The organism is Glycomyces artemisiae (assembly GCF_003002955.1).
GTDB lineage: Bacteria > Actinomycetota > Actinomycetes > Mycobacteriales > Micromonosporaceae > Glycomyces > Glycomyces artemisiae.
In genome coordinates this window covers 233,741-256,154 of record NZ_PVTJ01000006.1, presented here as the reverse complement: position 1 = coordinate 256,154, position 22,414 = coordinate 233,741, and the positions used below count along the sequence as shown (strand labels likewise).

Annotated in this window: 24 protein-coding genes and 2 pseudogenes; 18 read left to right on the top strand and 8 right to left on the bottom strand. The window is 69.0% G+C overall.

The genetic code is table 11. The features are described 5' to 3' along the window. Positions 1–66: 66 nt before the first annotated feature. Complete coding sequence (locus tag B0I28_RS16885) at positions 67–753, bottom strand: IclR family transcriptional regulator (RefSeq protein WP_030157516.1); 687 nt, start codon at positions 751–753, stop codon at positions 67–69. 67 nt (positions 754–820) lie between these two features. Here B0I28_RS16885 and leuC point away from each other — a divergent pair, with 67 nt between their 5' ends. From leuC to B0I28_RS28295, 3 genes are all read left to right on the top strand, one after another. After that, on the top strand, positions 821–2,248 hold the full coding sequence (gene leuC / locus B0I28_RS16880) for a 3-isopropylmalate dehydratase large subunit (RefSeq protein WP_106365004.1): 1,428 nt from the start codon (positions 821–823) through the stop codon (positions 2,246–2,248). Positions 2,249–2,262: 14 nt separating this feature from the next. Then, on the top strand, positions 2,263–2,862 hold the full coding sequence (gene leuD, locus B0I28_RS16875) for a 3-isopropylmalate dehydratase small subunit (protein ID WP_106365003.1): 600 nt from the start codon (positions 2,263–2,265) through the stop codon (positions 2,860–2,862). 241 nt (positions 2,863–3,103) lie between these two features. After that, positions 3,104–3,796, top strand: a complete 693-nt coding sequence (locus B0I28_RS28295) for an HU family DNA-binding protein (RefSeq protein WP_106365002.1) — start codon at positions 3,104–3,106, stop codon at positions 3,794–3,796. Here the strand turns inward: B0I28_RS28295 and B0I28_RS16865 are convergent. From B0I28_RS16865 to B0I28_RS16850, 4 genes are all read right to left on the bottom strand, one after another. Next, positions 3,762–5,024 carry a D-arabinono-1,4-lactone oxidase gene (locus tag B0I28_RS16865; RefSeq protein ID WP_106365001.1) on the bottom strand — a complete coding sequence of 421 codons (1,263 nt, stop codon included), beginning with the start codon at positions 5,022–5,024 and terminating at the stop codon, positions 3,762–3,764. The two genes, B0I28_RS28295 and B0I28_RS16865, sit on opposite strands and share 35 nt — an antisense overlap. Before the next feature lie 68 nt (positions 5,025–5,092). After that, the gene (locus B0I28_RS16860; protein WP_181245824.1) at positions 5,093–5,983 is read right to left on the bottom strand and encodes an NUDIX hydrolase; all 891 of its coding nucleotides are present in this window, start codon (positions 5,981–5,983) and stop codon (positions 5,093–5,095) included. Between the two features lie 69 nt (positions 5,984–6,052). Continuing rightward, positions 6,053–6,250, bottom strand: coding sequence for a cold-shock protein (locus B0I28_RS16855; protein WP_106364999.1), 198 nt, complete (start codon positions 6,248–6,250; stop codon positions 6,053–6,055). Between the two features lie 77 nt (positions 6,251–6,327). Next, a complete protein-coding gene (locus B0I28_RS16850; RefSeq protein ID WP_106364998.1) occupies positions 6,328–6,543 on the bottom strand; it encodes a hypothetical protein in 216 nt (71 codons plus the stop codon). Positions 6,544–6,867: 324 nt separating this feature from the next. Between B0I28_RS16850 and B0I28_RS16845 the strand changes: the two genes are divergently transcribed. The 13 genes and pseudogenes from B0I28_RS16845 (at position 6,868) to B0I28_RS27310 (ending at position 16,325) form a co-directional block, all read left to right on the top strand. Next, a complete protein-coding gene (locus tag B0I28_RS16845) occupies positions 6,868–7,638 on the top strand; it encodes a lysophospholipid acyltransferase family protein (protein ID WP_245889013.1) in 771 nt (256 codons plus the stop codon). An 11-nt stretch (positions 7,639–7,649) separates the two neighbouring features. Then, entirely contained in the window at positions 7,650–8,654 is a 1,005-nt protein-coding gene (locus tag B0I28_RS16840; protein WP_106364996.1) for an NAD(P)H-dependent glycerol-3-phosphate dehydrogenase, read from the top strand. Further along, complete coding sequence (locus B0I28_RS16835) at positions 8,647–9,708, top strand: D-alanine--D-alanine ligase family protein (RefSeq protein WP_106364995.1); 1,062 nt, start codon at positions 8,647–8,649, stop codon at positions 9,706–9,708. Before B0I28_RS16840 ends, B0I28_RS16835 begins: the two co-directional genes overlap by 8 nt. A gap of 185 nt (positions 9,709–9,893) precedes the next feature. Then, positions 9,894–10,499 (top strand): 30S ribosomal protein S4, encoded by a 606-nt coding sequence (gene rpsD / locus B0I28_RS16830; protein ID WP_106364994.1) that lies wholly within the window; start codon positions 9,894–9,896, stop codon positions 10,497–10,499. Between the two features lie 328 nt (positions 10,500–10,827). Then, the gene (gene infA / locus B0I28_RS16825; protein WP_026929479.1) at positions 10,828–11,049 is read left to right on the top strand and encodes a translation initiation factor IF-1; all 222 of its coding nucleotides are present in this window, start codon (positions 10,828–10,830) and stop codon (positions 11,047–11,049) included. Positions 11,050–11,075: 26 nt separating this feature from the next. Further along, positions 11,076–11,192 carry a 50S ribosomal protein L36 gene (gene rpmJ, locus B0I28_RS16820; RefSeq protein ID WP_081913453.1) on the top strand — a complete coding sequence of 39 codons (117 nt, stop codon included), beginning with the start codon at positions 11,076–11,078 and terminating at the stop codon, positions 11,190–11,192. A gap of 171 nt (positions 11,193–11,363) precedes the next feature. After that, complete coding sequence (gene rpsM / locus B0I28_RS16815; RefSeq protein ID WP_106364993.1) at positions 11,364–11,738, top strand: 30S ribosomal protein S13; 375 nt, start codon at positions 11,364–11,366, stop codon at positions 11,736–11,738. Between the two features lie 11 nt (positions 11,739–11,749). Beyond that, positions 11,750–12,148 (top strand): 30S ribosomal protein S11, encoded by a 399-nt coding sequence (rpsK, locus tag B0I28_RS16810; RefSeq protein ID WP_091053358.1) that lies wholly within the window; start codon positions 11,750–11,752, stop codon positions 12,146–12,148. Positions 12,149–12,237: 89 nt separating this feature from the next. Continuing rightward, positions 12,238–13,284 carry a DNA-directed RNA polymerase subunit alpha gene (locus B0I28_RS16805; RefSeq protein ID WP_106364992.1) on the top strand — a complete coding sequence of 349 codons (1,047 nt, stop codon included), beginning with the start codon at positions 12,238–12,240 and terminating at the stop codon, positions 13,282–13,284. Positions 13,285–13,351: 67 nt separating this feature from the next. Further along, positions 13,352–13,699 (top strand): annotated as a pseudogene (rplQ, locus tag B0I28_RS16800) (50S ribosomal protein L17); the annotation flags it as partial. An 87-nt stretch (positions 13,700–13,786) separates the two neighbouring features. Further along, positions 13,787–14,617: a tRNA pseudouridine(38-40) synthase TruA gene (gene truA, locus B0I28_RS16795; protein ID WP_181245823.1), complete on the top strand. Its 831-nt coding sequence runs from the start codon at positions 13,787–13,789 to the stop codon at positions 14,615–14,617. Next, positions 14,614–15,855, top strand: a complete 1,242-nt coding sequence (locus B0I28_RS16790; RefSeq protein WP_106364991.1) for a DUF2786 domain-containing protein — start codon at positions 14,614–14,616, stop codon at positions 15,853–15,855. Before truA ends, B0I28_RS16790 begins: the two co-directional genes overlap by 4 nt. A 95-nt stretch (positions 15,856–15,950) precedes the next feature. After that, positions 15,951–16,325 carry a group I truncated hemoglobin gene (locus B0I28_RS27310; RefSeq protein ID WP_181245822.1) on the top strand — a complete coding sequence of 125 codons (375 nt, stop codon included), beginning with the start codon at positions 15,951–15,953 and terminating at the stop codon, positions 16,323–16,325. Positions 16,326–16,343: 18 nt separating this feature from the next. On the opposite strand, the pseudogene B0I28_RS27305 reads toward B0I28_RS27310, so the two are convergent. The 3 genes and pseudogenes from B0I28_RS27305 to B0I28_RS16775 all read right to left on the bottom strand — a co-directional run. Continuing rightward, a pseudogene (locus tag B0I28_RS27305) lies at positions 16,344–16,631 on the bottom strand (DUF397 domain-containing protein); the annotation flags it as partial. Beyond that, the gene (locus B0I28_RS16780; RefSeq protein ID WP_106364989.1) at positions 16,549–17,349 is read right to left on the bottom strand and encodes a Scr1 family TA system antitoxin-like transcriptional regulator; all 801 of its coding nucleotides are present in this window, start codon (positions 17,347–17,349) and stop codon (positions 16,549–16,551) included. The gene B0I28_RS16780 and the pseudogene B0I28_RS27305, both read right to left, overlap by 83 nt. Before the next feature lie 386 nt (positions 17,350–17,735). After that, positions 17,736–19,358 carry an HNH endonuclease signature motif containing protein gene (locus B0I28_RS16775; protein ID WP_146148134.1) on the bottom strand — a complete coding sequence of 541 codons (1,623 nt, stop codon included), beginning with the start codon at positions 19,356–19,358 and terminating at the stop codon, positions 17,736–17,738. Positions 19,359–19,673: 315 nt separating this feature from the next. Between B0I28_RS16775 and B0I28_RS16770 the strand changes: the two genes are divergently transcribed. Next, positions 19,674–20,723 (top strand): glycerophosphodiester phosphodiesterase family protein, encoded by a 1,050-nt coding sequence (locus B0I28_RS16770; protein WP_106364987.1) that lies wholly within the window; start codon positions 19,674–19,676, stop codon positions 20,721–20,723. Positions 20,724–20,806: 83 nt separating this feature from the next. After that, positions 20,807–22,258 (top strand): vWA domain-containing protein, encoded by a 1,452-nt coding sequence (locus tag B0I28_RS16765; protein WP_106364986.1) that lies wholly within the window; start codon positions 20,807–20,809, stop codon positions 22,256–22,258. Positions 22,259–22,414: the final 156 nt, after the last annotated feature.

The window sequence follows — 22,414 nt, the reverse complement described above, 5'->3', positions numbered from 1 at the left end:
GGAAACGGCCCGGCGGTGATCCGCCGGGCCGTTTCGCCGTCTCAGGGGTCGAAGGGGTTCGCAGGGCTACAGGCCGGAGAGCTTCTGGCCGGCGCGGATGACCGCCATGCCGAGGCGGTCGCCGGGGCGGCGTCCCAGACGCTCTATGGGGCCGGACACGGAGATGGCGGCGACGACGCGGCCGGTCTTGTCGCGGACGGGGGCGGAGACGCTGACGACGCCGGGCTCGCGCTCGGCGACCGACTGCGCGAAGCCGCGGCGGCGGACCTCGGCGAGGGTCTTGGAGGAGAAGCGGCACTTCGGCAGCAGGGGCAGGATTCCTTCAGGGGGTTCCCAGGCGAGGAGCACCTGGGCGCCGGACCCGGCGGTCATCGGCAGGGCGGCGCCGACGGGGACGGTGTCGCGCAGCCCGGAGGCGCGCTCGGCCGCGGCGACGCACACGCGCTCGTCGGCCCTCCTGCGGTACAGCTGGGTCGACTCGCCGGTCTGGTCCCGCAGCAGGTTGAGGACCGGTTCGGCGGCGCTGAGGAGGACGTCGGCCGTCGACCCGGCGAGCTCGCCGAGCTTCGGGCCGGGACGCCAGCGCCCCTCGTGGTCGCGTTGCAGCATCTCGTGGGCCTCCAGGGCCTGCGCGAGGCGGTGGGCCGTGGCCCTGGGCAATCCCGTCTCGTGCACGAGCTCAGCCAGGCTGGCGCCGTTGGTGCAAGCAGTGAGGATGAGCACCGCCTTGTCGAGGACGCCCACTCCGCTGATAGTATTCGTTCTCACGAGCTGAACATTACCTCCCATATTTCGAGAAGTCCAACGACTGGGAACAGAGATGTCACGTACACCACACGAAGCTGAGGGCGCGCGACCGCAGACCCTCGCCGAAAAGGTCTGGAACGCCCACGTGGTCCGCACCGGCGGCCAGCAGCCGGACCTGCTCTACATCGACCTGCACCTCCTCCACGAGGTGACCAGCCCCCAGGCCTTCGACGGCCTGCGGCAGGCCGGGCGCAAGGTCCGCCGCACCGATCTCACGATCGCCACGGAGGACCACAACACGCCCACCGACAACCTCTTCACCATCGCGGACCCCACCAGCCGCAAGCAGATCGAGACGCTCCGCGCCAACTGCGAGGAGTTCGGCGTCCGCATCCACTCCCTCGGCGACGAGAACCAGGGCGTCGTCCACGTCGTGGGACCCCAGCTGGGACTCACCCAGCCGGGCATGACCGTCGTCTGCGGCGACTCGCACACCTCCACGCACGGCGCCTTCGGCTCCATCGCGTTCGGCATCGGCACCAGCGAGGTCGAGCACGTCCTCGCCACGCAGACCCTGCCGCAGGCGAAGCCGAAGTACATGGCCGTCACCGTGAACGGCTCCCTCCCCGAGGGCGTCTCCGCGAAGGACCTCATCCTCAAGATCATCTCGATCACCGGCACCGGCGGCGGCAAGGGCCACATCGTCGAGTACCGCGGCCAGGCCATCGAGGAGCTCTCGATGGAGGGCCGGATGACGGTCTGCAACATGTCGATCGAGTGGGGCGCCAAGGCCGGCCTGATCGCCCCCGACGAGAAGACCTTCGCCTACGTCCAGGGCCGCCCCCACGCGCCCCAGGGCGAGGACTGGGACGCCGCCGTCGAGTACTGGCAGGGCCTCAAGACCGACGAGGGCGCCGTCTTCGACAAGGAGATCGTCATCGACGCGGCCACCCTGAGCCCGTTCGTCACCTGGGGCACCAACCCCGGCCAGGGCGTCGAGCTCTCCGGGAACGTCCCCGACCCCGCCGACCTGGACGACGCCGTCGCGCGCACCACGGCCGCGAGCGCCCTGGAGTACATGGGCCTCGAAGCGGGCACGCCCATGCGCGAGATCGGCGTGGACGTGGTCTTCCTCGGCTCCTGTACCAACGGGCGCATCGAGGACCTCCGCACCGCCGCCGACGTCATCAAGGGCCGCAAGGTCGCCGAAGGCGTCAACATGATGGTCGTCCCCGGCTCCGCGAAGGTCCGCGAGCAGGCCATCGAAGAGGGCCTCGACAAGGTCTTCATCGAAGCGGGCGCCGACTGGCGCTTCGCGGGCTGCTCGATGTGCCTGGGCATGAACCCGGACCAGCTCACGCCGGGCCAGCGCGCCGCCTCCACCTCGAACCGCAACTTCGAGGGCCGCCAAGGCAAGGGCGGGCGCACCCACCTGGTCAGCCCGGCCGTCGCCGCCGCCACCGCCGTCGCGGGCCGCCTCGCCGGCCCCGCGGACCTGTAGGAAGGGCAAGGGACATGGACAAGTTCACGACCCACACCGGCCGCGTGGCCCCGCTGCGCCGCTCGAACGTCGACACCGACCAGATCATCCCGGCCGTCTACCTGAAGCGGGTCACCAAGACCGGCTTCGAGGACGCCCTGTTCGCCGAGTGGCGCGAGGACGAGAAGTTCCTCCTGAACCAGGACGAGTACAAGAGCGCCACGATCCTCGTCGCGGGCACCGAGTTCGGCACCGGGTCCTCCCGCGAGCACGCCGTCTGGGCCCTGAAGGACTACGGCTTCAAGGCGGTCATCGCCCCGCGCTTCGGCGACATCTTCCGCGGCAACTCCCTCAAGAACGGTCTGTTGACTGTGGAGCTGCCCGAGGCGGCCGTCGAGGAGCTGTGGCACCTCGCCGAGGTCAACCCGGACGCGGAGGTCACCGTGGACCTGGAGGCCTGCGAAGTCCGTGCGGGGGACCGCACCTGGGCCTTCGAGTTCGACGAGTTCCTGCGCTGGCGGATGATGGAGGGCCTCGACGACGTGGCGCTGACGCTCCGCGACGAGGACAAGATCGCCGCGTTCGAATCGAACCGGGACGCTTGGCGGCCTAGGACTCTCCCCGCGGCGGCCTAGCCGCTCAGGACCGATCCTTTTAGCGCTCACGTACGGAGCCGGTGGCTGTGCCACCGGCTCCAGGCGTGTTCCGGGCCCCGCCAACGGGGTTGCGAGCGTCGATTTCGGGCACCGGATTAAAAATTCCTTGCGACACAACGGGTCGATTTTCGCGGAAACAGTTGCCTTCGCTCTCGAAACGTCATAACGTGCGCTTAACAAGCTGGTATGACTCCAGAACCTTATCGGGAGGGTAGGACTCGTGAACAAGGCAGAGTTCGTCGATCGGATCGCCGCTCGCACTGGCGACCGGGCCGCCGCGAAAGAAGTCGTGGATGTCGCGATCGACGAGATACAGCGCGCGGTGGTGAAAGGGGAGAAAGTCTCCTTCGCCGGTTTCGGCGTCTTCGAGAAGCGCCAGCGCGCTGCTCGCATGGCCCGCAACCCGCGCACGGGTGAGGCGGTCAAGGTCAAGAAGACCGTCGTTCCGGCCTTCCGGCCCGGTACCGGGTTCAAGGAACTCGTGACCGGCAAGCGCAAGGCGGCGAAGTCCGCCCCGGCCGCGAAGAAGTCGGCTCCGGCCAAGAAGGCCGCCACCAAGAAGACGACGGCCAAGAAGGCCGCCAAGAAGACCACGCGCGCGGCGTCCACCGCGGCGCGCTCGACGGCCACGAGCCGCGTGGCCGCCAAGAAGACCGCCACCAAGAAGGCGACGCCGGCCAAGAAGGCCAGCACCGCGAAGAAGGCCGTCCGCAAGACCGCCACCAAGGCCACGGCCAAGAAGACCGCGGCGAAGAAGACCGCGAAGCGCGGGCGCAGCTTATGCCGTGCCCCGAACCGGTTCGGGGCACGGTGGGGCACCCGTCCGACTCGCACGGGGAAGAGGGCATTCAGGAGCCGCCTGAATGCCCTCGCTGCTTTCAGTCGAACAGTCCCGCGGAGAAGTCATTCGTGAACTTCCCCTCTGGATCGACGCGGGCGCGCAGTTTCGCGAAGTCGCCCATTCGCCGATAACGCGAACCGATTTCATTCATTGGTATCGTGAACAATTTCCCCCAATGGGGCCGCGCAGAGAACGGTTCCAATGCCGCCTCAAGCGCCCCGACCACCGGCCGCACCGCCGCCTCGTCGCTCGTCCACGTGAAGTGCAGGCCCACGGTGTCGCGCTCGAACGCCGGGGACAGCCACAGGTCGTCCGCGGCCATCGTGCGCACCTCGCAGATCTGGAGCACCGACCCGAGCCGCTCCCCGATGCCCGCCAGGGCCTTCAGCGCCGCCACCGCGTCGGTGCGGGCGATCAGGTACTCCGACTGGAGCTCGTCCCCGGACGACGGCGTGAACTCGGGCTTGAAGTGCGGCAGGCGCTCGTGCCACGGGCCCGTCTGGCCCTGCTGCACGGTGCACGCCTCGGGGTCCACGCCCGGCACCGGGTGGCGCGGCCCGTCCGCCAGGGGCGCACCGAAGCGGCTGGACGGCGGGAACGGGTGCGTCTGGTCCGCGGTGCGCTGCTTGACCCAGAACTGGAACTCGGGCTCGGCGCCCCACGGCGTGAACAGGCTCGTGGAGTACGCGGCGCCCGTGAGCTCGTCGAAGTTCGCCAGGACCGCGTCCAGCGGCAGCCCGTCGTACACGTACTGGCGCATCTCGAACGCGGGCAGCAGGTCCAGGGTCACCGAGTGGACGACCCCCAAGGCCCCCAGGTGGACCACCGAGCCCGCGAAGTCCTCCTCGCCGCGCCTGACGGTGCGCAGCTCCCCGTCGGGGCCGATGAACTCGATCGCGGCCACCGCGGTCGCGAGGTTCCCGTTGCGGTCCCCGGAGCCGTGCGTGCCCGTGGCGATCGACCCGGCGACCGAGATGTGCGGCAGGGACGCCATGTTGTGCAGCGCGAACCCGGCCCGGTGCACCGCCGCGCTCAGCGCCGCGTAAGTGAGCCAGCCCGCGGCCCGCACGGTCCCCTTCAGGATGTCCAGCTCCGCGAACGGTTCTATGCCCGCGAGCGACAGCATCACGTCGTCGGAGGCGGCGATCTCGTTGAACGAGTGGCCCGATCCGAGCACGCGGACCCGCTCGGCTCCGGCGACGACCGCGCGCGCCTCGTCGAGGGTCGCGGGCGCTTCGAACCGGGCGGGGGAGAACGCGATGTTCCCGGCCCAGTTGTGCAGTGGGGCGCGCTCAGGCACGGGCCTACCTCCTGTGAAGGCGCACTCCGGCGCCGGAATCCGATGGCGGAGGCAACCCTAGCGCGCCGCTACAGCCGCTCGATCCCCACGAGCTTCTGCCCCGACAGCGACAGCACCCACGCCTCGCCCGGACGCGTCGACACGTCAGGGGCGTCGACGCCGTCCTCGTCGGCGAGGATCGCGACCGTGTCGCACACGACCTCCGCTTCGGCGCAGACGATCACGGCCCCGCCGCCGCCCGCGAGCTCGCGCAGGCGCGCGCTGGAGCGCTCGGGGTTGCGTTCGTGCGCTTCGGTGTCGAACACCGAGTCGCCGGTCAGCGTGCAGCGCACGGCCTGCGCGATCGGCTCCACGGTCTGCACGCTCGCCCGCCCGGTCGCCGTGAACGCCCGGTCCGGCTGGTACAGCGACGCGAGCGCGGCCAGCCGCACCGCCTGATCCTGCCCGCGCGCGCTCAGCGGCCGCGTCACGACCGGCCCGTCCCAGTCCTGCTCGACCTCCGCGGGGGCCACCAGGAGGACCGTGGACGTGACCGCGGGCAGCGCCGCGAACGCCGACAGCACCTGCTGGTCCCGCGGCCGCGTCAGCGCTTCACGGGCCTCGGCGAGGGTGAGCCAGCGGCGCTCGCCGATCTCGTCGTCGGCGGTGAACACCGCGTCGGGCTTCTCGGTGCGCATGGACCAGTAGTCGACGTGCTTGTGCACGTCCCCGGCGGGGTTGGGGAGCACGTACTCGGCGCGGCACAGCCACAGCTGCGGGATGACCGGAATACCGGTCTCCTCTTCGACTTCGCGGCACGCGGCCGCGAGCGCCGGCTCACCGGGGTCGAGCTTGCCCTTGGGCAGCGACCAGTTCCCCACCACGGGCCGCCACACCGCGACGACCTCGACCAGACCGCGCTCGCCGTTGCGCCACAACAGGCCGCCGGCGGCGGCCACCCGCCTCTGCGTACCGCTCACGCTCATACCGTACTGGGAGGCACCCACCTGGGGGAAGCTCGCCACTCGCGCGGAGGACCCCGCAGGGGGCTACTCGTGCATCGTGAAGATGCGCACCGCGACCACTTCCCCCGCTTCGTCCGTTTCGAGCGAAACGCGCTGTCCGGGGCGGAGGAAGCGCAGTCCGGAGACGGCGAAGGCCGCCGCGTCGAAGGCGACGCGGCGGCCGTTGTCCAGAACTGCCTCGCCGGAGGCGTCCTCGTTGAAGATCGAGACGGTGCCCTGCATGGCTTCAGCATGGACCATGGGGCGGCTGAAGGCCAGGGCTCCCCTTGCTGCTTGCGGCTGTGCCCTCTTCTCCGGAACTACTTCCGGATCTGGCGGCGCTCCGACCCGCCGATCGCCTTGTAGCCCTTGTACGCGAACCAGCCGATGACACCGATGATGCCGACGACGAGCGCGAACTTGATGAGACCGCCGAGGAACGCGAAGGCCGCACCGATGACGGTCGCCACGAGCCAGATCGCGATGATGGCACCGCCGAACAGGGCCGCGAGCCAGCCGAAGAGACGCCAGTTCATGTCACTCACTCCGAGTCGAGTCGTATTCCGGATCGACTGGGTTCGGCCGACCGGCTAGATGTCACTTTGACTCTATGATGACATCATAACGGATCCGGCGCAACCCGCGGGTCCCCGCCGACGCGCCGTCCACCGCGGCGCGTACCTGCGGGTTCACGCCGCGTGAGCCGTACCCCCGGTCCGGGGAGTCAAACCCCACGCTCCGCTTCCCGTCGCCCGAGCGCCCCGCTCGGGACGTTAGAGTGCATTGCACTGACGATCCCGTACACAACGGCACAGGCCGAGCCCATGCGGCCCGCGCCCCCCGAGAAAGCGAGCCAGCAGGTGAGCGAGCCTAGCCCTGAGGCGCAGTACACCTTCCGCCGCCGCGGCGGCGACCGCGTCACCCCCGACGTCCGGGTCTACGCCAACATCGTCAAGGGCGGGATGCTCGGGCTCACCCGCCGCAGCTGGTCCGGCATGGAGAACGTCCCGCTCACCGGCCCGGCGATCCTCGTCTGGAACCACTACTCCGACATCGACCCGCTCCTGGTCGTCCACTACGTGTACAACGCCGGGCGCCACCCGCGGTTCCTCCTCAAGGAGTCGATCACCAACGTGCCCGTGATCGGCCCGATCCTCAAGCGCGCCGGGCAGATCCCCGTCAAGCGCGGCAGCGCCGAGGCCGCCGACTCGCTCCGGACCCTCCAGGACCAGCTGGCCCAGGGGCACGTCGTCATCATGGCCCCCGAAGGGACCGTGACGAAGGAGCCCGACCGCTGGCCCATGCGCGGCAAGACCGGCGTCGCCCGCCTCGCCCTCGAATCAGGCGCGCCCGTGATCCCGATCGTCCAGTGGGGCGCCCTCGGCATCCACGACCGCAGGCGCGACCCGAAGTTCAAGCTCGGCCGCAAGGACGTCACCGTCCGGGCCCTCCCGGCCGTCGACCTCTCCCCCTGGCTCGGCAAGGAGCCGACCCGCGAGGACCTCGCCGCGGTCACCGACCGCATCATGGAGGCCCTCCGCGCCGGACTCGCCGAGGTCCGCGGCCAGGAAGCACCCCCCTTGTTCGACCCCCGGCAGCACCGACCCGAGGAAAGCGAGTCTTCTGAGTGAAAGCAGCCGTGATGGGAGCCGGTTCGTGGGGGACCGTCTTCGCCAAGATCCTCGCCGACGCCGGGACGCCGGTCACCATCTGGGCGCGGCGGGCATCCGTGGCGGCGGCGGTGAACGCCGACCACCGCAACCCGGACTACTTCCCCGACATCGAACTGCCCCCGCTCGTCTCCGCGACCAGCGACCCGGCCGAGGCGCTCGCGGGCGCCGACCTCGTGGTGTTGTCCGTGCCGAGCCAGACCCTGCGCGGCAACCTCGCCGAATGGTCCGGGCTCCTCGAACCGCACTCGACGCTCCTGAGCCTCATGAAGGGCATCGAGCTCGGCACGACCGAGCGGATGACCGAGGTGATCGCCGAGGTCACCGGCGCGGCCGAGTCGCGGATCGCGGTCCTGTCGGGCCCGAACCTCGCGCGCGAGATCGCCGAGCAGCAGCCGACCGCCTCCGTGGTCGCCTGCATCGACCACGGCCGCGCCGTGGACATCCAGAAGGCCGTCACCACCGGCTACTTCCGGCCCTACACGAACACCGACGTCGTGGGCTGCGAACTCGGCGGCGCCGTCAAGAACGTCATCGCGCTCGCCTACGGCATGGCCGCCGGGATGGGCTTGGGCGACAACACGAAGGCCACGATCATCACCCGCGGCCTCGCCGAGACCACCCGCCTCGGCATGCGCCTGGGCGCCGACCCGACCACGTTCGCAGGGCTGGCGGGCCTCGGCGATCTCGTCGCCACCTGCTCCTCGCCGCTGTCCCGCAACCACACCTTCGGAGAGCAGCTCGGCCTCGGGGCAACCCTGGAGGAGGCCGCGCGCGTCACCAAGCAGACCGCCGAGGGCGTGAAGAGCTGCCGCTCGATCACCGACCTCGCCCGGAAGGTCGGCGTCGAGATGCCCATCTGCGACGCCGTCGAACGGGTCTGCCACGAAGGGCTCGACCCCAGGGCCGCGGTCGCCGAACTCATGGGGCGCGAGACCAAACCAGAAACCGACAGTTTGAGGTCCGACAATGACTAAACCGACCGTCGCCGTCTTCTTCGGCGGGCGCAGCGTGGAGCAACCCGTCTCCTGCGCCTCCGGCTCCGGGGTCGCCAAGGCGCTGCGCGAACGCGGCTTCGACGTGACCTCCATCGGCATCACCCGCACCGGCGAATGGGTCGAACTGCCCGCCGACTCCCTCTTCGCGATCGACGCCGCCGACGCCCTCCCCGAGGTCACCGCCGAAGCCGGCAAGTCCGTCGCCGTCGACCTCGGCCCCGGCGCCCAGCCGATCGCCGACATCGCCTTCCCGGTCCTCCACGGCCCCTACGGCGAGGACGGGACCATCCAGGGCCTGTTCGAGATGGCCGACCTGCCGTACGTCGGCTCGGGCGTGCTGTCGAGCTCCCTGTCCATGGACAAGGAGTTCTCCAAGCGGCTCCTGGCGGCCGAAGGCGTTCCCCAGGGCGCGTTCGCGGTCCTGAAGCCGGGGGAGGAGCTCGACGCCCACGCCGTCATCGACGAGCTCGGCCTCCCGATCTTCGTCAAGCCCGCGCGCGCCGGATCGAGCCTCGGCATCAGCAAGGTCAAGTCCGCGGCGGAACTCGCCGAAGCGGTCGTCAAGGCCCGCGAGGTCGACGAGAAGGTCGTCTTCGAGGCCTCGTTCGAAGACGTGCGCGAGATCGAGATGGGGGTCCTGGAGACCCTCGACGGGGACCTGGAGATCACCTTCCCGCTCGAAGTCCTCGCGATGGGGGAGGAGGGCTGGTTCGACTTCGACGCCAAGTACCTCGACAACCCCGAGCCGTTCAACCTCCACCCGGACTACCCGGAAGGCGTGGCCGAGCGCGCGCAGGACCTGGCCCGCAAGGTCTTCCGCCTCCTCGACTGCCGCGACCTCGCGCGGGTCGACTGCTTCCTGGCGCCCGACGGGACCGTGTACCTCAACGAGGTCAACACCATGCCGGGCCTCACGCCGATGAGCGGCGTCCCGCAGGCGTTCGCCGCCGCGGGCGTCTCCTACGGCGACCTCGTGGAGCGCCTGGTCACTCTCGCGGCGGCCCGGGTGGGCGACAAGAAGGACGCCAAGTAACCTGGTCATGAGCTTCGCGCCGCCTTCGGTGGCGTCGGAGTCACCGCATCACCGTGTGCGCGCCAGGCCCCGGGAACCCCCAGGTGCACTCCTGAGCGCGCTACACTCACGCGTTTCTGCTGGTCAGGGACGTACTCCGCCTCGCGATATCGAGCGGGGCAACGCATGAATTACTGGAGAGATCATTGCAAGCTAAGGCGAAAGTCAAGCTTTCCCGATCCCTCGGCATCGCTCTGACGCCGAAGGCCGCCAAGTACATGGAGCGCCGTCCCTACCCTCCGGGGCAGCACGGCCGCGGCCGCAAGAAGGAATCGGACTACAAGAACCAGCTCGTCGAGAAGCAGCGTCTCCGCGCTCAGTACAACATCTCTGAGCGCCAGCTGCGGAACGCCTACGCCGAGGCCGTGCGCAAGCCCGGCAAGACCGGTGAGGTCCTGGTCGGCCTGCTCGAATCCCGCCTGGACGCCTTCGTGCTCCGCGCCGGGTTCGCCCGCACCATCTACCAGGCGCGGCAGTTCGTCAACCACGGCCACTTCACCGTGAACGGCCGCAAGGTCGACATCGCGTCGTACCGCCTGAAGGCCGGCGACTTCGTCCAGGTCCGCAAGAAGTCCCGCGAGACCACGCCGTTCCAGCTCGCCGCCGCGGGCGCGTGGGCCGGCGAGCAGACTCCGGCCTACATCGAGGCCCACCTCGAAGGCCTGATCGCCCGCTTCCTGTCGGTGCCTGAGCGCAAGCAGATCCCCGTGATCTGCGACGAGCAGCTCGTCGTCGAGTACTACTCGAAGTAACAGCCTGAGCGTGCACTGAACGCCGCCGAGGCCGGCCGCGCGCCGGTCCGGCGGCGTTCAGGCGTCGCCCGAGTGCCCTCCGTCACGGTCAACCCCCTGGTAGACGGCTCTCGGGCGCGAGTAAACTCGCTCAGTGGTGCAGTGCGTCCCTGGTCGGGCCGCCCCGCGGTCGCAAGCCGACCGCACCTGGCGCTCTACCGTTCGAGGGACGGCCGCATCGTTCTTTCGCCCGCCCGAAGCTTCCCGCCTCGGACAGGCGTGCCAGTAGCTCCGCACACCAGCTAGACGTGCGGGGTTTTCAGACCGAGTTGTCACGGTAGCGGAGGACATGCCGAAAAAAGACGGTGCCATCGAGATTGAAGGCAAGGTCGTCGAGTCCCTCCCGAACGCCATGTTCCGGGTGGAACTCACCAACGGCCACAAAGTACTCGCTCACATCAGCGGCAAGATGCGCCAGAACTACATCCGGATCCTCCCAGAGGACCGGGTCGTGGTGGAGCTCTCGCCGTACGACCTGTCGCGCGGGCGGATTGTCTACCGTTACCGCTGACCTGACGACTACATGAAGTAGGACTCGTGAAAGTCAAGCCGAGCGTCAAAGTGATCTGCAAGAACTGCCGCGTGATCCGCAGGCACGGACGAGTGATGGTTATCTGCTCGTCCGACCCGCGTCACAAGCAGCGTCAGGGCTAAGCAGCACACACGCCAGCAGCAAGGCCCCAGAAGGGGAAGCCGCCGCCAGTGCGCAAGCACAACCCACGGCTCGGAGGCCGTGGCTCGCATCGCCCGTCAGGGCAGGGGAACGAATAACCCCGGCGAGAAGGCAGTGGTCAGACCTCCGAACGACACTAGGAGTACGCCGCTATGGCACGCCTGGTTGGAGTGGACCTCCCGCGCGACAAGCGCCTGGAGATCGCACTCACCTACATTTACGGCATCGGCCGCACCCGTTCGCTTGAGACGATCGCGGCGACCGAGCTCGACCGCGACAAGCGCGTCAAGGACCTCACCGACGAAGAGCTGGTGAAGCTCCGCGACTACATCGAAGAGCACTTCCAGGTCGAGGGCGACCTGCGCCGCGAGGTGCAGGCCGACATCCGCCGCAAGATCGAGATCAACTGCTACCAGGGTCTCCGTCACCGCTACGGCCTTCCGGTCCACGGTCAGCGGACCAAGACCAACGCCCGTACTCGCAAGGGTCCGAAGAAGACCGTCGCGGGCAAGAAGAAGGCACGTTAGGAGACCATCTGATGCCACCGAAGACTCGCGGCGGATCCAAGAACCCGCGCGCCAAGAAGAAGAACGTGCCCCACGGGCACGCCCACATCAAGAGCACCTTCAACAACACCATCGTGTCGATCACCGACCCGACCGGTGCTGTGATCTCCTGGGCCTCCTCGGGCCAGGTGGGCTTCAAGGGCTCGCGCAAGTCGACCCCGTACGCCGCGCAGATGGCCGCCGAGGCCGCCGCGCGCCGCGCGATGGACAACGGCATGCGCAAGGTCGACGTCTACGTCAAGGGCCCGGGCTCGGGCCGCGAGACCGCGATCCGCTCGCTCCAGGCCGTCGGCCTTGAAGTCGGCTCGATCAACGACGTCACCCCCCAGCCGCACAACGGCTGCCGCCCGCCGAAGCGCCGCCGCGTCTAACAACGCAGCACGCTTCAACGGAGCTCTTCAACAATCCAAGTGTCTAGGCGTCAAATAGCGGGCGCCCCGAACAAAGGAAACATCGCACAGTGCTTATCACTCAGCGGCCCACGCTCACCGAGCAGCAGATCAGCCCGACCCGCTCCAAGTTCACCATCGAACCCCTGGAGCCCGGCTTCGGCTACACGCTCGGCAACTCGCTGCGGCGCACGCTGCTGTCGTCCATCCCGGGCGCGGCGGTCACGTCGATCAAGATCGACGGCGTCCTGCACGAGTTCTCCACCATCCCCGGCGTGAAGGAAGACGTCGTGGAACTGGTGCTGAACGTCAAGCAGATCTGCGTCTCCTCGGAGAACGACGAGCCGGCCACCATGTACCTGCGCAAGGAAGGCCCCGGCGACGTCCTCGCCGGCGACATCCAGCCCCCCGCGGGCGTGCAGGTCCACAACCCCGAGCTCAAGCTGGCGACCCTCAACTCGAAGGGCCGCCTCGACATGGAGTTCGTGGTGGAGCGCGGCCGAGGCTACGTCTCGGCCCCGGCGAACAAGGCCGACACGAACGAGATCGGCCGCATCCCGGTCGACTCGATCTACTCGCCCGTGCTGAAGGTCGCCTACTCGGTCGACGCCACGCGCGTCGAGCAGCGCACCGACTTCGACAAGCTCACCGTCGACGTCGAGACCAAGGCCTCCACGACGCCGCGCACCGCGCTCGCGTCGGCCGGCTCCACCCTGGTGGAGCTGTTCGGCCTGTACCGCGAGCTCGACACCGAGGCCGAGGGCATCGACGTCGGGCCCAGCCCGGCCGACCAGCAGCTCGCCGCCGATCTGGCCCTGCCGATCGAGGACCTCGACATGACCGTCCGGTCCTACAACTGCCTCAAGCGCGAGGGCGTCAACACCGTTGGCGAACTCATCAACCGCACCGAGGCGGACCTGCTCGACATCCGCAACTTCGGGCAGAAGTCGATCGACGAGGTCAAGATGAAGCTCGCCGGCATGGGCCTGAGCCTCAAGGACTCCCCCGGGACCTTCGATCCCAGCGAGGCCGCCGTGGCCTACGGCGGGTCGCCGGTCGCCGAGTCCGACGAGTACGAGGACGACGGCGAAGACCTCCGCGAGACCGAGCAGCTCTAAGAGCCGCGTGAATACGGCGGTCGGTTCCGTAAGACGGCCGGCCGCGTCAAACCAAGAGGAGTAAGAAATGCCTAAGCCCACTAAGGGCCCGCGTCTGGGCGGTTCCCCGGCGCACGAGAAGCTCATGCTCTCGGGCCTCGCGGCCTCCCTGTTCGAGCACGGCAGCATCACCACGACGCTGACCAAGGCCCGCCGCCTGCGCCCCTACGCCGAGCGTCTCATCACGTACGGCAAGAAGGGCACGCTGCACCACCGCCGCCTGGCGCTGGCCAAGCTCCGCAACAAGGACGCCACGCACGACCTGTTCGAGCAGGTCGCCCCGCGCTTCGCCGCCCGCGAGGGCGGTTACACCCGGATCATCAAGGCCGGGAACCGCAAGGGCGACAACGCGCCGATGGCGATCATCGAGCTCGTCGACTAGTACGGCTTCGGACCGCGCGCAGGGCATCCGCTCTGCGCGCGGTTCTGCTTTTCCGCGAAGCACATCAGGGAGGGATTCGGCATGGACGACATGACGCGCCTGCGCCTCGGCGTCGCCTACGACGGGGCCGAGTTCTCCGGCTGGGCCCTGCAACCGGGCCTGCGCACGGTCGCCTCGGAGGTCATCCGGGCCCTCGAACTGCTCTTCCGCGACATCGCCGACTTCACCGTCGCCGGGCGCACCGACGCGGGCGTCCACGCGACCGGGCAGGTCGTCCATGTGGACGTGCCGACCGCGAAATGGGAGGAGCTGCGCGAGCGGCTCCTGTGGCGGCTGCGTGGCATCCTGCCGCCCGACGTGCGGGTCGTCTCCGCCGAGGCCGTCGACCGCACCTTCAACGCCCGCTTCGCGGCCCGCTGGCGCCGGTACCGCTACCGGGTCGCCGACGCGGTCTACGGGGTGACGCCGCTGCGGCGCCTCGACACGCTCGCGTGGCCGCGGCCGCTCGACGTCGAGCGGATGCACGCCGCGTCGCAGGCCCTGCTGGGCGAGCACGACTTCGTGGGCTTCTGCAAGCAGCGCGAGGGCGCGACGACGATCCGCGAACTGCTCCAGTACGACTGGGCGCGCGACGAGGACGGCACCGCGGTCGCCACCGTGCGCGCGGACGCGTTCTGCCACTCCATGGTCCGCAGTCTCGTGGGCGCGGCCCTCGCCGTCGGCGACGGCCGCCGCGACGAGGCCTGGCTCGCGTCGATCCTCCACATCGGCGAGCGCGCCAACGACGTCCATGTCGTCGGCCCGCACGGCCTCACTCTCGTCGAGGTGTCCTATTCGGACGACCCGGCGGACTGGGCGGCCCGCGTCGACCTCACCAGGCGGGTACGCACCGCAGGTCCGGGGGGACAGTGAACGAGGACGAACTCAAGGCCCTGCCGATCGACGGCCGCGCCCGGTACGCCGTGCTCGGGGTCCTCCAGCGCGCCATGAGCACGGGCGTCGACTGGGTCGACGCCGCCTCGGGACTCGAAGGCGCATCGGACGAGGCGGGCTGGCCCGCCGCGCTCGCGCGCGTCTTCGGGGAGCTCGGCGACGACGCGGTGCTCCGCGCCTGGGAGTGGGGCTGGATGCCGCGTGAGGTCACCAGCGCGCTGAAGAAGGCCCTGAGTCCGGAGGCGGCGCGGGCCGGGGCCGTGATGATGCGCGGCCAGCTGGCCCGCTATACCGACGAGCAGCTGAGCGACCGGTGGCTGGCCCACCGCGACGAGCTCGCGGCGGCCTCGCCGTACGCGAACATCGCCGAAGCCGTTGCGGGCCTTGGCCGCTGGGACCGGATCGTGGCGTGGTCGGAAGTGCTCGAAGCGCTCGACTGCCTCGGCGGGCTCCCGAAGATCCCGCGCGTCGAGCCCCTCCCGGGCACGCCGCTGATCGCGCACCGCCTCGGCGTGGCCGAGTCCTCGAAGGCGTACGAGAAGATCCGGGCGCTCCTGGCGAAGGCCGAGTCCACGGACTCCGACGCCGAAGCGGAGGCGTTCACCGCGAAGGCCCAGCAGCTCATCGCCCGGCACAGCATCAACGAGGCCCTGCTCTCCGAAGCGGGGCAGGACAAGCGCGAGCCCGAGGCGCTGCGCGTGGTGATCGAGCGGCCCTACGAGGGGCCGAAGTCGGAGCTGCTCGCGCAGATCGCCGACGCGAACCACTGCCGGTCGGTGTACTGGCCCGACGGCGGGTTCACGACGCTCATCGGCGACCGTGACGACCTGCGCTCGGTGGAGCTGCTGTACCACTCGCTGCTGGTGCAGGCGACCTCCGCGATGGCGCGGGTCGGGTCGGTGTCGGCGAAGCGCGGGAAGTCGCAGACCAGGTCGTTCCGGCAGTCGTTCCTCGCGTCGTTCGCGATGCGCATCGGCGAGCGCCTGCGCGAATCGGCCGACGACACGGCCCGCGAGGTCGCCGAGGAGACCGGTACCGACCTCGTCCCGGTGATGCGCCAGCGCGACGACCGCGTCGACGCACGCACCGAGGAGCTGTTCCCGCGCTTGAAGTTCGGGCGCTCCACGCGGATCACGAACTACGAGGGCCACCTCGCGGGGCTCGCGGCGGCCGACGCCGCGCGGCTGCATCCACAGGAGCCGATCACCCGCCGCTGACCGCACGATCCCGGACCGCTTCCCCTGCGCGGGAAGTTACTCGGAGCGAACGGCTCGGTCACCGGCTCGCATCACTGCGCCCCGAACGTGGTGGCATGAGCGAGTTGCAGGCACCTGACACCATTTTCGAGCGCATCGGCGGCGACGCCGCCGTGGAGGCGGTCGTGGAGATCTTCTACGGGAAGGTCCTCGGCGACCCGGAGCTGAAGGACTACTTCGCGGACACCGACATCGACCGGCTGAAGAAGCACCAGGCCCGCTTCGTGGGCATGGCCCTGGGGTCGACCCGGCCCTACAGCGGCCGCTCGATGGGCAAGGCCCACGAGGGCCTTGCGATCACCTCGGACCACTTCGACCTGGTCGTGGGCCACCTCGCGGCGTCCCTGACGGAGGCCGGGGTGGACGACGAGACGATCGGCGCCATCGCCGGGAAGCTCCTCCCGCTGAAGGGCGACATCGTCACCGCATAAGCGGCCGGCGGCGCTGAGCAGAGCGGAGAAGTCAGAGGCCCGGAGGCCGAACACGGGGGATTCGTGGCCCAACTTCGAGTCCCGGACCTGAAAGTCCGAACCGGCACTCCGGGTTTCCACGCAGTTGCTTTCAGCACCGCCGCCACCGCTACGGCTGCTCTTACGCCAGGACCGGCGGCACTCCACGCAGTTGCTTTCATTTTGACCAGCGCTACGGCTGCTTTTACGCCAGGAGCTGTACTCCACCACTGAAAATCTCCTTGATCGGCTTGCCCTGGGCCCAGACCTCGGTGCGGAGCTGATCATACCAACGGAGGGTAGCTTCATCTTCGATGTAACGGCTCTGGTCGAGAGACTCCGTGTATACGAATGATGGGCCCGCATCGGGTGCCTTGGCGGTCTTGTAGAAGTCGAAGCTACCCCGCGAAGCATTGTGAATGCCATCGATGATCCGGATCTCCCAGTTCGGTCGATTCGAGTCCTCGATGAGCGCTTCGATCTGGCGATCCCAGTGGATCATGTCGCGGAGATGCCGCAAGGCGTTGTACTCGATCAAGACCTGCATGGAGGCGGCGGTGCGTGATCGCAGCGTCCGCCCGCGCGCTTGCTTGCGCTTCAAAGAATCCGAGTCGGCACCGGGTAGCAGTTCGTTATGGTATCCGTCGAGCTGAAACGGTCCGGGGATATAGACCGACTCGTACTTGAAGATGGAGCCGTAGGTCCGCTCGGCCTGCTCGACCATGCGGACATTCCTGGTGTGCAGGTTGGCGACCAACCCCGGGACCTTGTAGTTGTCGATCACGAAGCACAGGAAGTCGATGCGACTCTGTTCGACACCGGCCATCTGGCCGATGTCCTTTGCGACAGACCTCAGCGGAACCGTCTTTCCGCTCTCCCAGTTCCTGATCGTGGCGGCACTTACTCCGAGTGCTCTTGCGATCCCGGCCTCCGACAGTCCAAGGATTGCGCGAAGTGCGGTGAGCTCGGCGGTGATGTACCACTTCGCAAGCCGTGAGTCCGCCATGGGGCCTCCATTCGATTCGGTGGGAAACCTCATGGTAGAGGCCGATAGCCGTGATCGGTACCCACGAGGTCGCCGACAGTAGTTGTGTGCGGCAGCAAAGATTTGTGTCCAAAATTTGCAGGCAGGATTTGCGGCTGATCGTTGCGGGGCGGCCATCTGGTCGGATTCGGTTGAGGTTCAGGCGGCAGCGACAACGGGGTGAGTGGGAGGGCGGGGTCGGGTGCTGTGGCTGGCGGGTTGTGTTGGGGTGCGGGTTCTTTGGCGGCGACGGGGAGGTGTGGGGGGGGGGCCGGGGTTGGGTGCCGGGCCTGGGGTCTTGATGTGCCTGTGCCTGTGTCTTCGCTTTGCTTCTCCCGCCCTGGTTGGCTGGCCCGGGGTGGGCGGGTTCAGAAGGGCGGGTCGCCGAGGTTCCCGGCCGGGATCGGTTCCCGATGGCTGGGCGAGGGCGAGGGCGAGAGCGGGGGCGGAGGCGGGGGCAGTGCGGTCGGTCCGCTCGCCTTGGCCGGTGCGGGTTCCTTCGCCGGGGGTGTGAAGCGTGTTCGGCATTTGGCTCTGGCTGCCCGTATCGAGGCGAGGGCTCTTTGCCGTTCGGCCTGTTCGGCTCTGGAGTCGAGGTCGGGTTTGAGGGTGTTGGACCATTCGGTGCGGTAGAGCCCGGTCGGGAAGACATCCCAGTCGCTGCCCTGGTTTTCGGTGTCTAGGTCGGCATCGGTGCGCCAGTCGGAGCATCCGCATTCCCCGGCCTGCCCGGCCTGGGTGGCCCCGGTGTCATCACCGGTGGCGGTGTGGTCGTGGTGGGTGATGAGGGCTTGGCCGGGGCCGGTCTTCTCGACGGTCCAGCCTGCCGTGTGGATGCGGCCGTGGTGGAAGCGGCAGAGGAGGATCAGGTTGTCCGCGTTCGTGTCGCCGCCGTCGGCCCAGTGCTGGATGTGGTGGGCTTCGGTCCAGGCGACCGGGCGCGAGCAGCCCGACCAGGCGCACCCTTCCCCCTGCTCCAGTTCGAGCTTGCGGCGCAGCGCCTGGTTCGGGAGGCGAGCTGCCCTGCCGAGTTCGATCGCCTCGCCGGAGTCGTAATCGAAGACGCCGGGGATGATCCCGGCTTCGCATGCCATCAGGCGGGCTTTGGCGACCGAGACCGGCTGGCCCTCCAGGAGCGGGGTCCGGCCGGTGTCCTTGCCCTGCAACGTTTCGATGTCGACCATGAGGTCGAGGGTGGCGGTGTGGCCGTGGCGCTTGACTGCGTCGGGGTTGGTGCCGTAGCCCGCAATGAGCTGGTGGAGGGCCTCGGCGTGCCGGTTCGGCTGCGCCGGAAGCACCCCGTCGAGGTCTTGTTCGTCTTGGCGAGGGGGCGGGCAGGCGGTCTTCAGGTACTTGTCCAGGAGCCTGCCGGTGTCGCCGGAGAGTTCCCCCGAGAGGGCCCACATGCCGTTGTCGGTCTCGGCCAGTTCGATCCACTGGAGCGACTGCTCACCCAGGCTGTCAAGGAGTTCGGACTCCTCGGCGAGGTGGGCGGCCAGGTCGTCAAGGTGGCGTTGGAGGTCTTTGAAGGGGGCGTGCTGGCAGTACTGGGCGATGAGGTGTTCCGGTGTCGCGCACAGGGTGTCGGCATCGAAGGGGGAGGCCACGGGGATGCGGAAGGGGGTGAGTGCGAACAGCCGCATCGCAGGGGTGCGGTCGAGTTGCCGGACCGCGTAGGCGACCTGGTCGATCCTGGCCTGCCCCGACACAGCCGCTTCGACAAGTGCCCGGAACTTGGTGGAGAGGCGGGCGATGGCGGCGATGTCCGAGGCAGTGCGGTGGGTGAAGTCGAAGGTGGAGATGAGCCAGTCGCGCAGGGCGGAGAAGCCGAAGGCGGTGCGGTGGAGGTTCGCCTGCTTGGCGTCGATGACCGCGGACAGGACCCGGGCGTACTGGGTGTTGACAACCGAGGCGGCGGTGTCGAGGAGGGCCCGGATGGTCTGGGCCTGGTCACTGTTGCTGGTCCGGCTGTGGATCGTAGTGGCTGCCATCGGGATCACCCCCTGTGTTGTTGTGCCCTGCGTGTTCGCTGGTGTGTTTCAATTGTGACTCTGTGTGCGATAGGGTGACAACACCCAGAAGGGTGATCTTTGGTGAGGAAGTTTCACCCCGCCCCGCCCGCACCACCCGCACCCCACCCCATGTCACCCGCGGACCCCATGGCCGCCAACCCAACCCGGGAAGTGGACTGCCTCTTCGTCGCTGCCCGCTCTAACCAGGACCCAATGCGACCCGCAGGTTGAAACGTCACCAGCCAGCAGGCCGCAATTCACCCACCCGTCAGTCCGAACCTCCAGGCTGAGGCGATGAGACGTTTGCTCACCGCTGGCGCGGTGGCGGTCGTGGCCGCCTCTGCGCTGTTCATCGCCATGCCCTCGCCCGCCGACGCGCACCCGAAGCGCGACTTCGACCTTCAGGCCCACCGCGGCGGGATCGGCCTCGTTGTCGAGAACACCTTGCCCGCGTTCGCGAACGCCCTCGAACTGGGCGTGTCCACGCTTGAGCTGGACGTGCAGATCACCGAGGACGGCGAAGCTGTCGTCACCCACGACCGCAAGGTCTCCGGGGCGAAGTGCCTCGACACGGCCCCGGCGTTCGCGGGCGACCCCGAGTACCCCTATGTCGGGAAGTACATCACCAACCTGACACTCGACCAGGTCCGCACGCTCGACTGCGGGTCCCTCGCCCAGGCGGCCTTCCCCGGCCAGGAGCTGCACCCGGGCGAGCCGATGCCGCTGCTGTCGGAGGTCTTCGACCTGGTGCGCGAGTACCGCGCGAACGGCGTGAAGCTGAACATCGAGACGAAGGTCGAAGCCGGTGCGCCGCAGGAGACCGCGCCGCGCGAGGCGTTCGTGGAGACGGTGGTCGCCGAGATCCGGGCGGCCCGGATCGGCCGCCAGGTGACCATTCAGAGCTTCGACTGGGGCGCGCTGATGCTCATGGGCGAGACCGCGCCGGAGCTGCCGCTCGTGGCGCTCACGAACATCGACTTCCTCCAGACCGGGAAGCCCGGGGCCTCGCCGTGGCTGGGCGGCATCGACATCGACGACTTCGGGGGCGACCCGATCGCGGCGATCGACTCGTTCGGCGCCGACGCGTTCTCGCCGGTCCACGGCTCCCCGCAGAACGGGAAGGTCGGCGACGCCAACTACGTGCCGTACGTGACCGAGGCGATGGTCGACCACGCGCACGACTACGGGATCAAGGTAGTGCCGTGGACCGTCGACGACGAGGCGACCATGCGCAAGCTCATCGACGACGGCGTGGACGGCATCATCACCGACTACCCCGACGTGCTGCGGAACGTCATGCAGGACTACGGGTTCAAGCTCCCGAAGCGGTACCGCTCCTGCTGACCGCTCGATTACGGTTCGGCCACAGGCGGAACCGGGACGCGCGCCGGGCGTCTCATGGGGGACCCCTTGAGAAGGAGACCCCCATGAGACGCATCATCGCCATACCCGCCGCGGTCCTGCTCGCGTTCGCCGCCGCCTGCTCCGAGGACAGCGGCGAGAGCGCCACGACCGCGGACATGTCGGGCCAGGCCGCGCCGGGCGCGGTCGAGCCCTACGATCCCGACGCCGAGATGTACGAAGTCAACGAGGCCGTCGACCCCTCCGAGGACCCCGAGTCGACGTTCGCCGTCGACGTCGACACCGCCTCCTACGACTACGCCCGGCGGGCCCTGCTGGACGGCGGGCTGCCGCCGCAGGACCAAGTCCGGCCCGAGGAGTTCGCGAACTCGTTCGACTACGGGTACGAAGAGCCCGAAGGGAACGGCTTCTCGGTGCGGCTCGACCGCCAGGAGCTGCCCGACTGGTACGCCTCCGGGGACGCCTCGGAGGTGCTGCGGGTCGGGCTCCAGACGCGGACCGTCCCTGACGAGGAGCGCGCGGACGTCAACCTCACCTTCGTCATCGACGTCTCCGGTTCGATGGAGGGCGACCGCATCCAGATCGTGCGCGACTCGCTGACCATGCTCGTGGGGCAGCTGCGGCCGACCGACTCGGTCGCGGTCGTCACGTACGAGACCGACTCCGACGTGCTGCTGGAGATGACCGAAGTCGCCGACGGCGACGAGATCCGCGACGCGATCGACGACCTCGAAGCGCGCGGGTCCACGAACATGCAGGCGGGCCTGGAGGACGGGTACGAGCTGGCCGCCGAGTCCTTCGACGCCGACCGGGACAACCGGGTGATCCTGCTGTCGGACGGCGAGGCGAACGTGGGCCTCACCGAGCACGACGCGATGCTGGAGGAGATCGGCGGCGAGATCGCCGACGGGATCACGCTGCTCACGGTGGGCGTGGGCGACTCGTACAACCAGGAGCTGCTGGAGCAGCTGGCGGACAACGGGAACGGCTGGGCCGTGTACTTCGCGTCCGAGGGCGGGGCCGAAGAGGTGTTCTCCGAGCGGCTCACCTCGACGCTCGGCGTCGCCGCGGAGGACGCGAAGGTCCAGGTCGTATTCGACCCGGCCACGGTCGCCGACTACCGGCTCATCGGGTTCGAGAACCGCGCCCTGGAGGACGACGAGTTCGAGGACGACTCGGTCGATGCGGGCGAGGTCGGGCCCGGCCACGCCGTCACGGCGCTGTACGCGGTCACGCCGACCGGCGAGGCGGGGGAGTACGCTTCGGTCGCGGTCCGCTGGACCGACCCCGAGACCGGCGAGACCGGGGAGGCGTCGGCCGAGGCGGCCGTGGACGCCGATGCGGGGCTCGACACCGCGCTCCTCGCGGCGGCGTTCGCCGAAGTCCTCCGCGGCTCGGCGTCGTTCACGTGCTCTGATCTCCTCGACGACGCGGAGGCGCTCGCCGCCGCGAGCGACGACCCCGATGTGGACGAACTCGCCGACCTGATCGCGATCGCGGCCGAACTCGGCGCGTGATCCCGGAGGGGCCGGACGCCGCGTCCGGCCCCTCCCGATCGAAAATTGAGCGCCGCCGTCTCCGGCCGCTAGCCGCGCGGCCGGACTTGCAGCGCATCGCGTGTTTTCGCAGGCCCCAGCGTTTTTGAACACGTTCGGAACACATCTTCCGAGGCT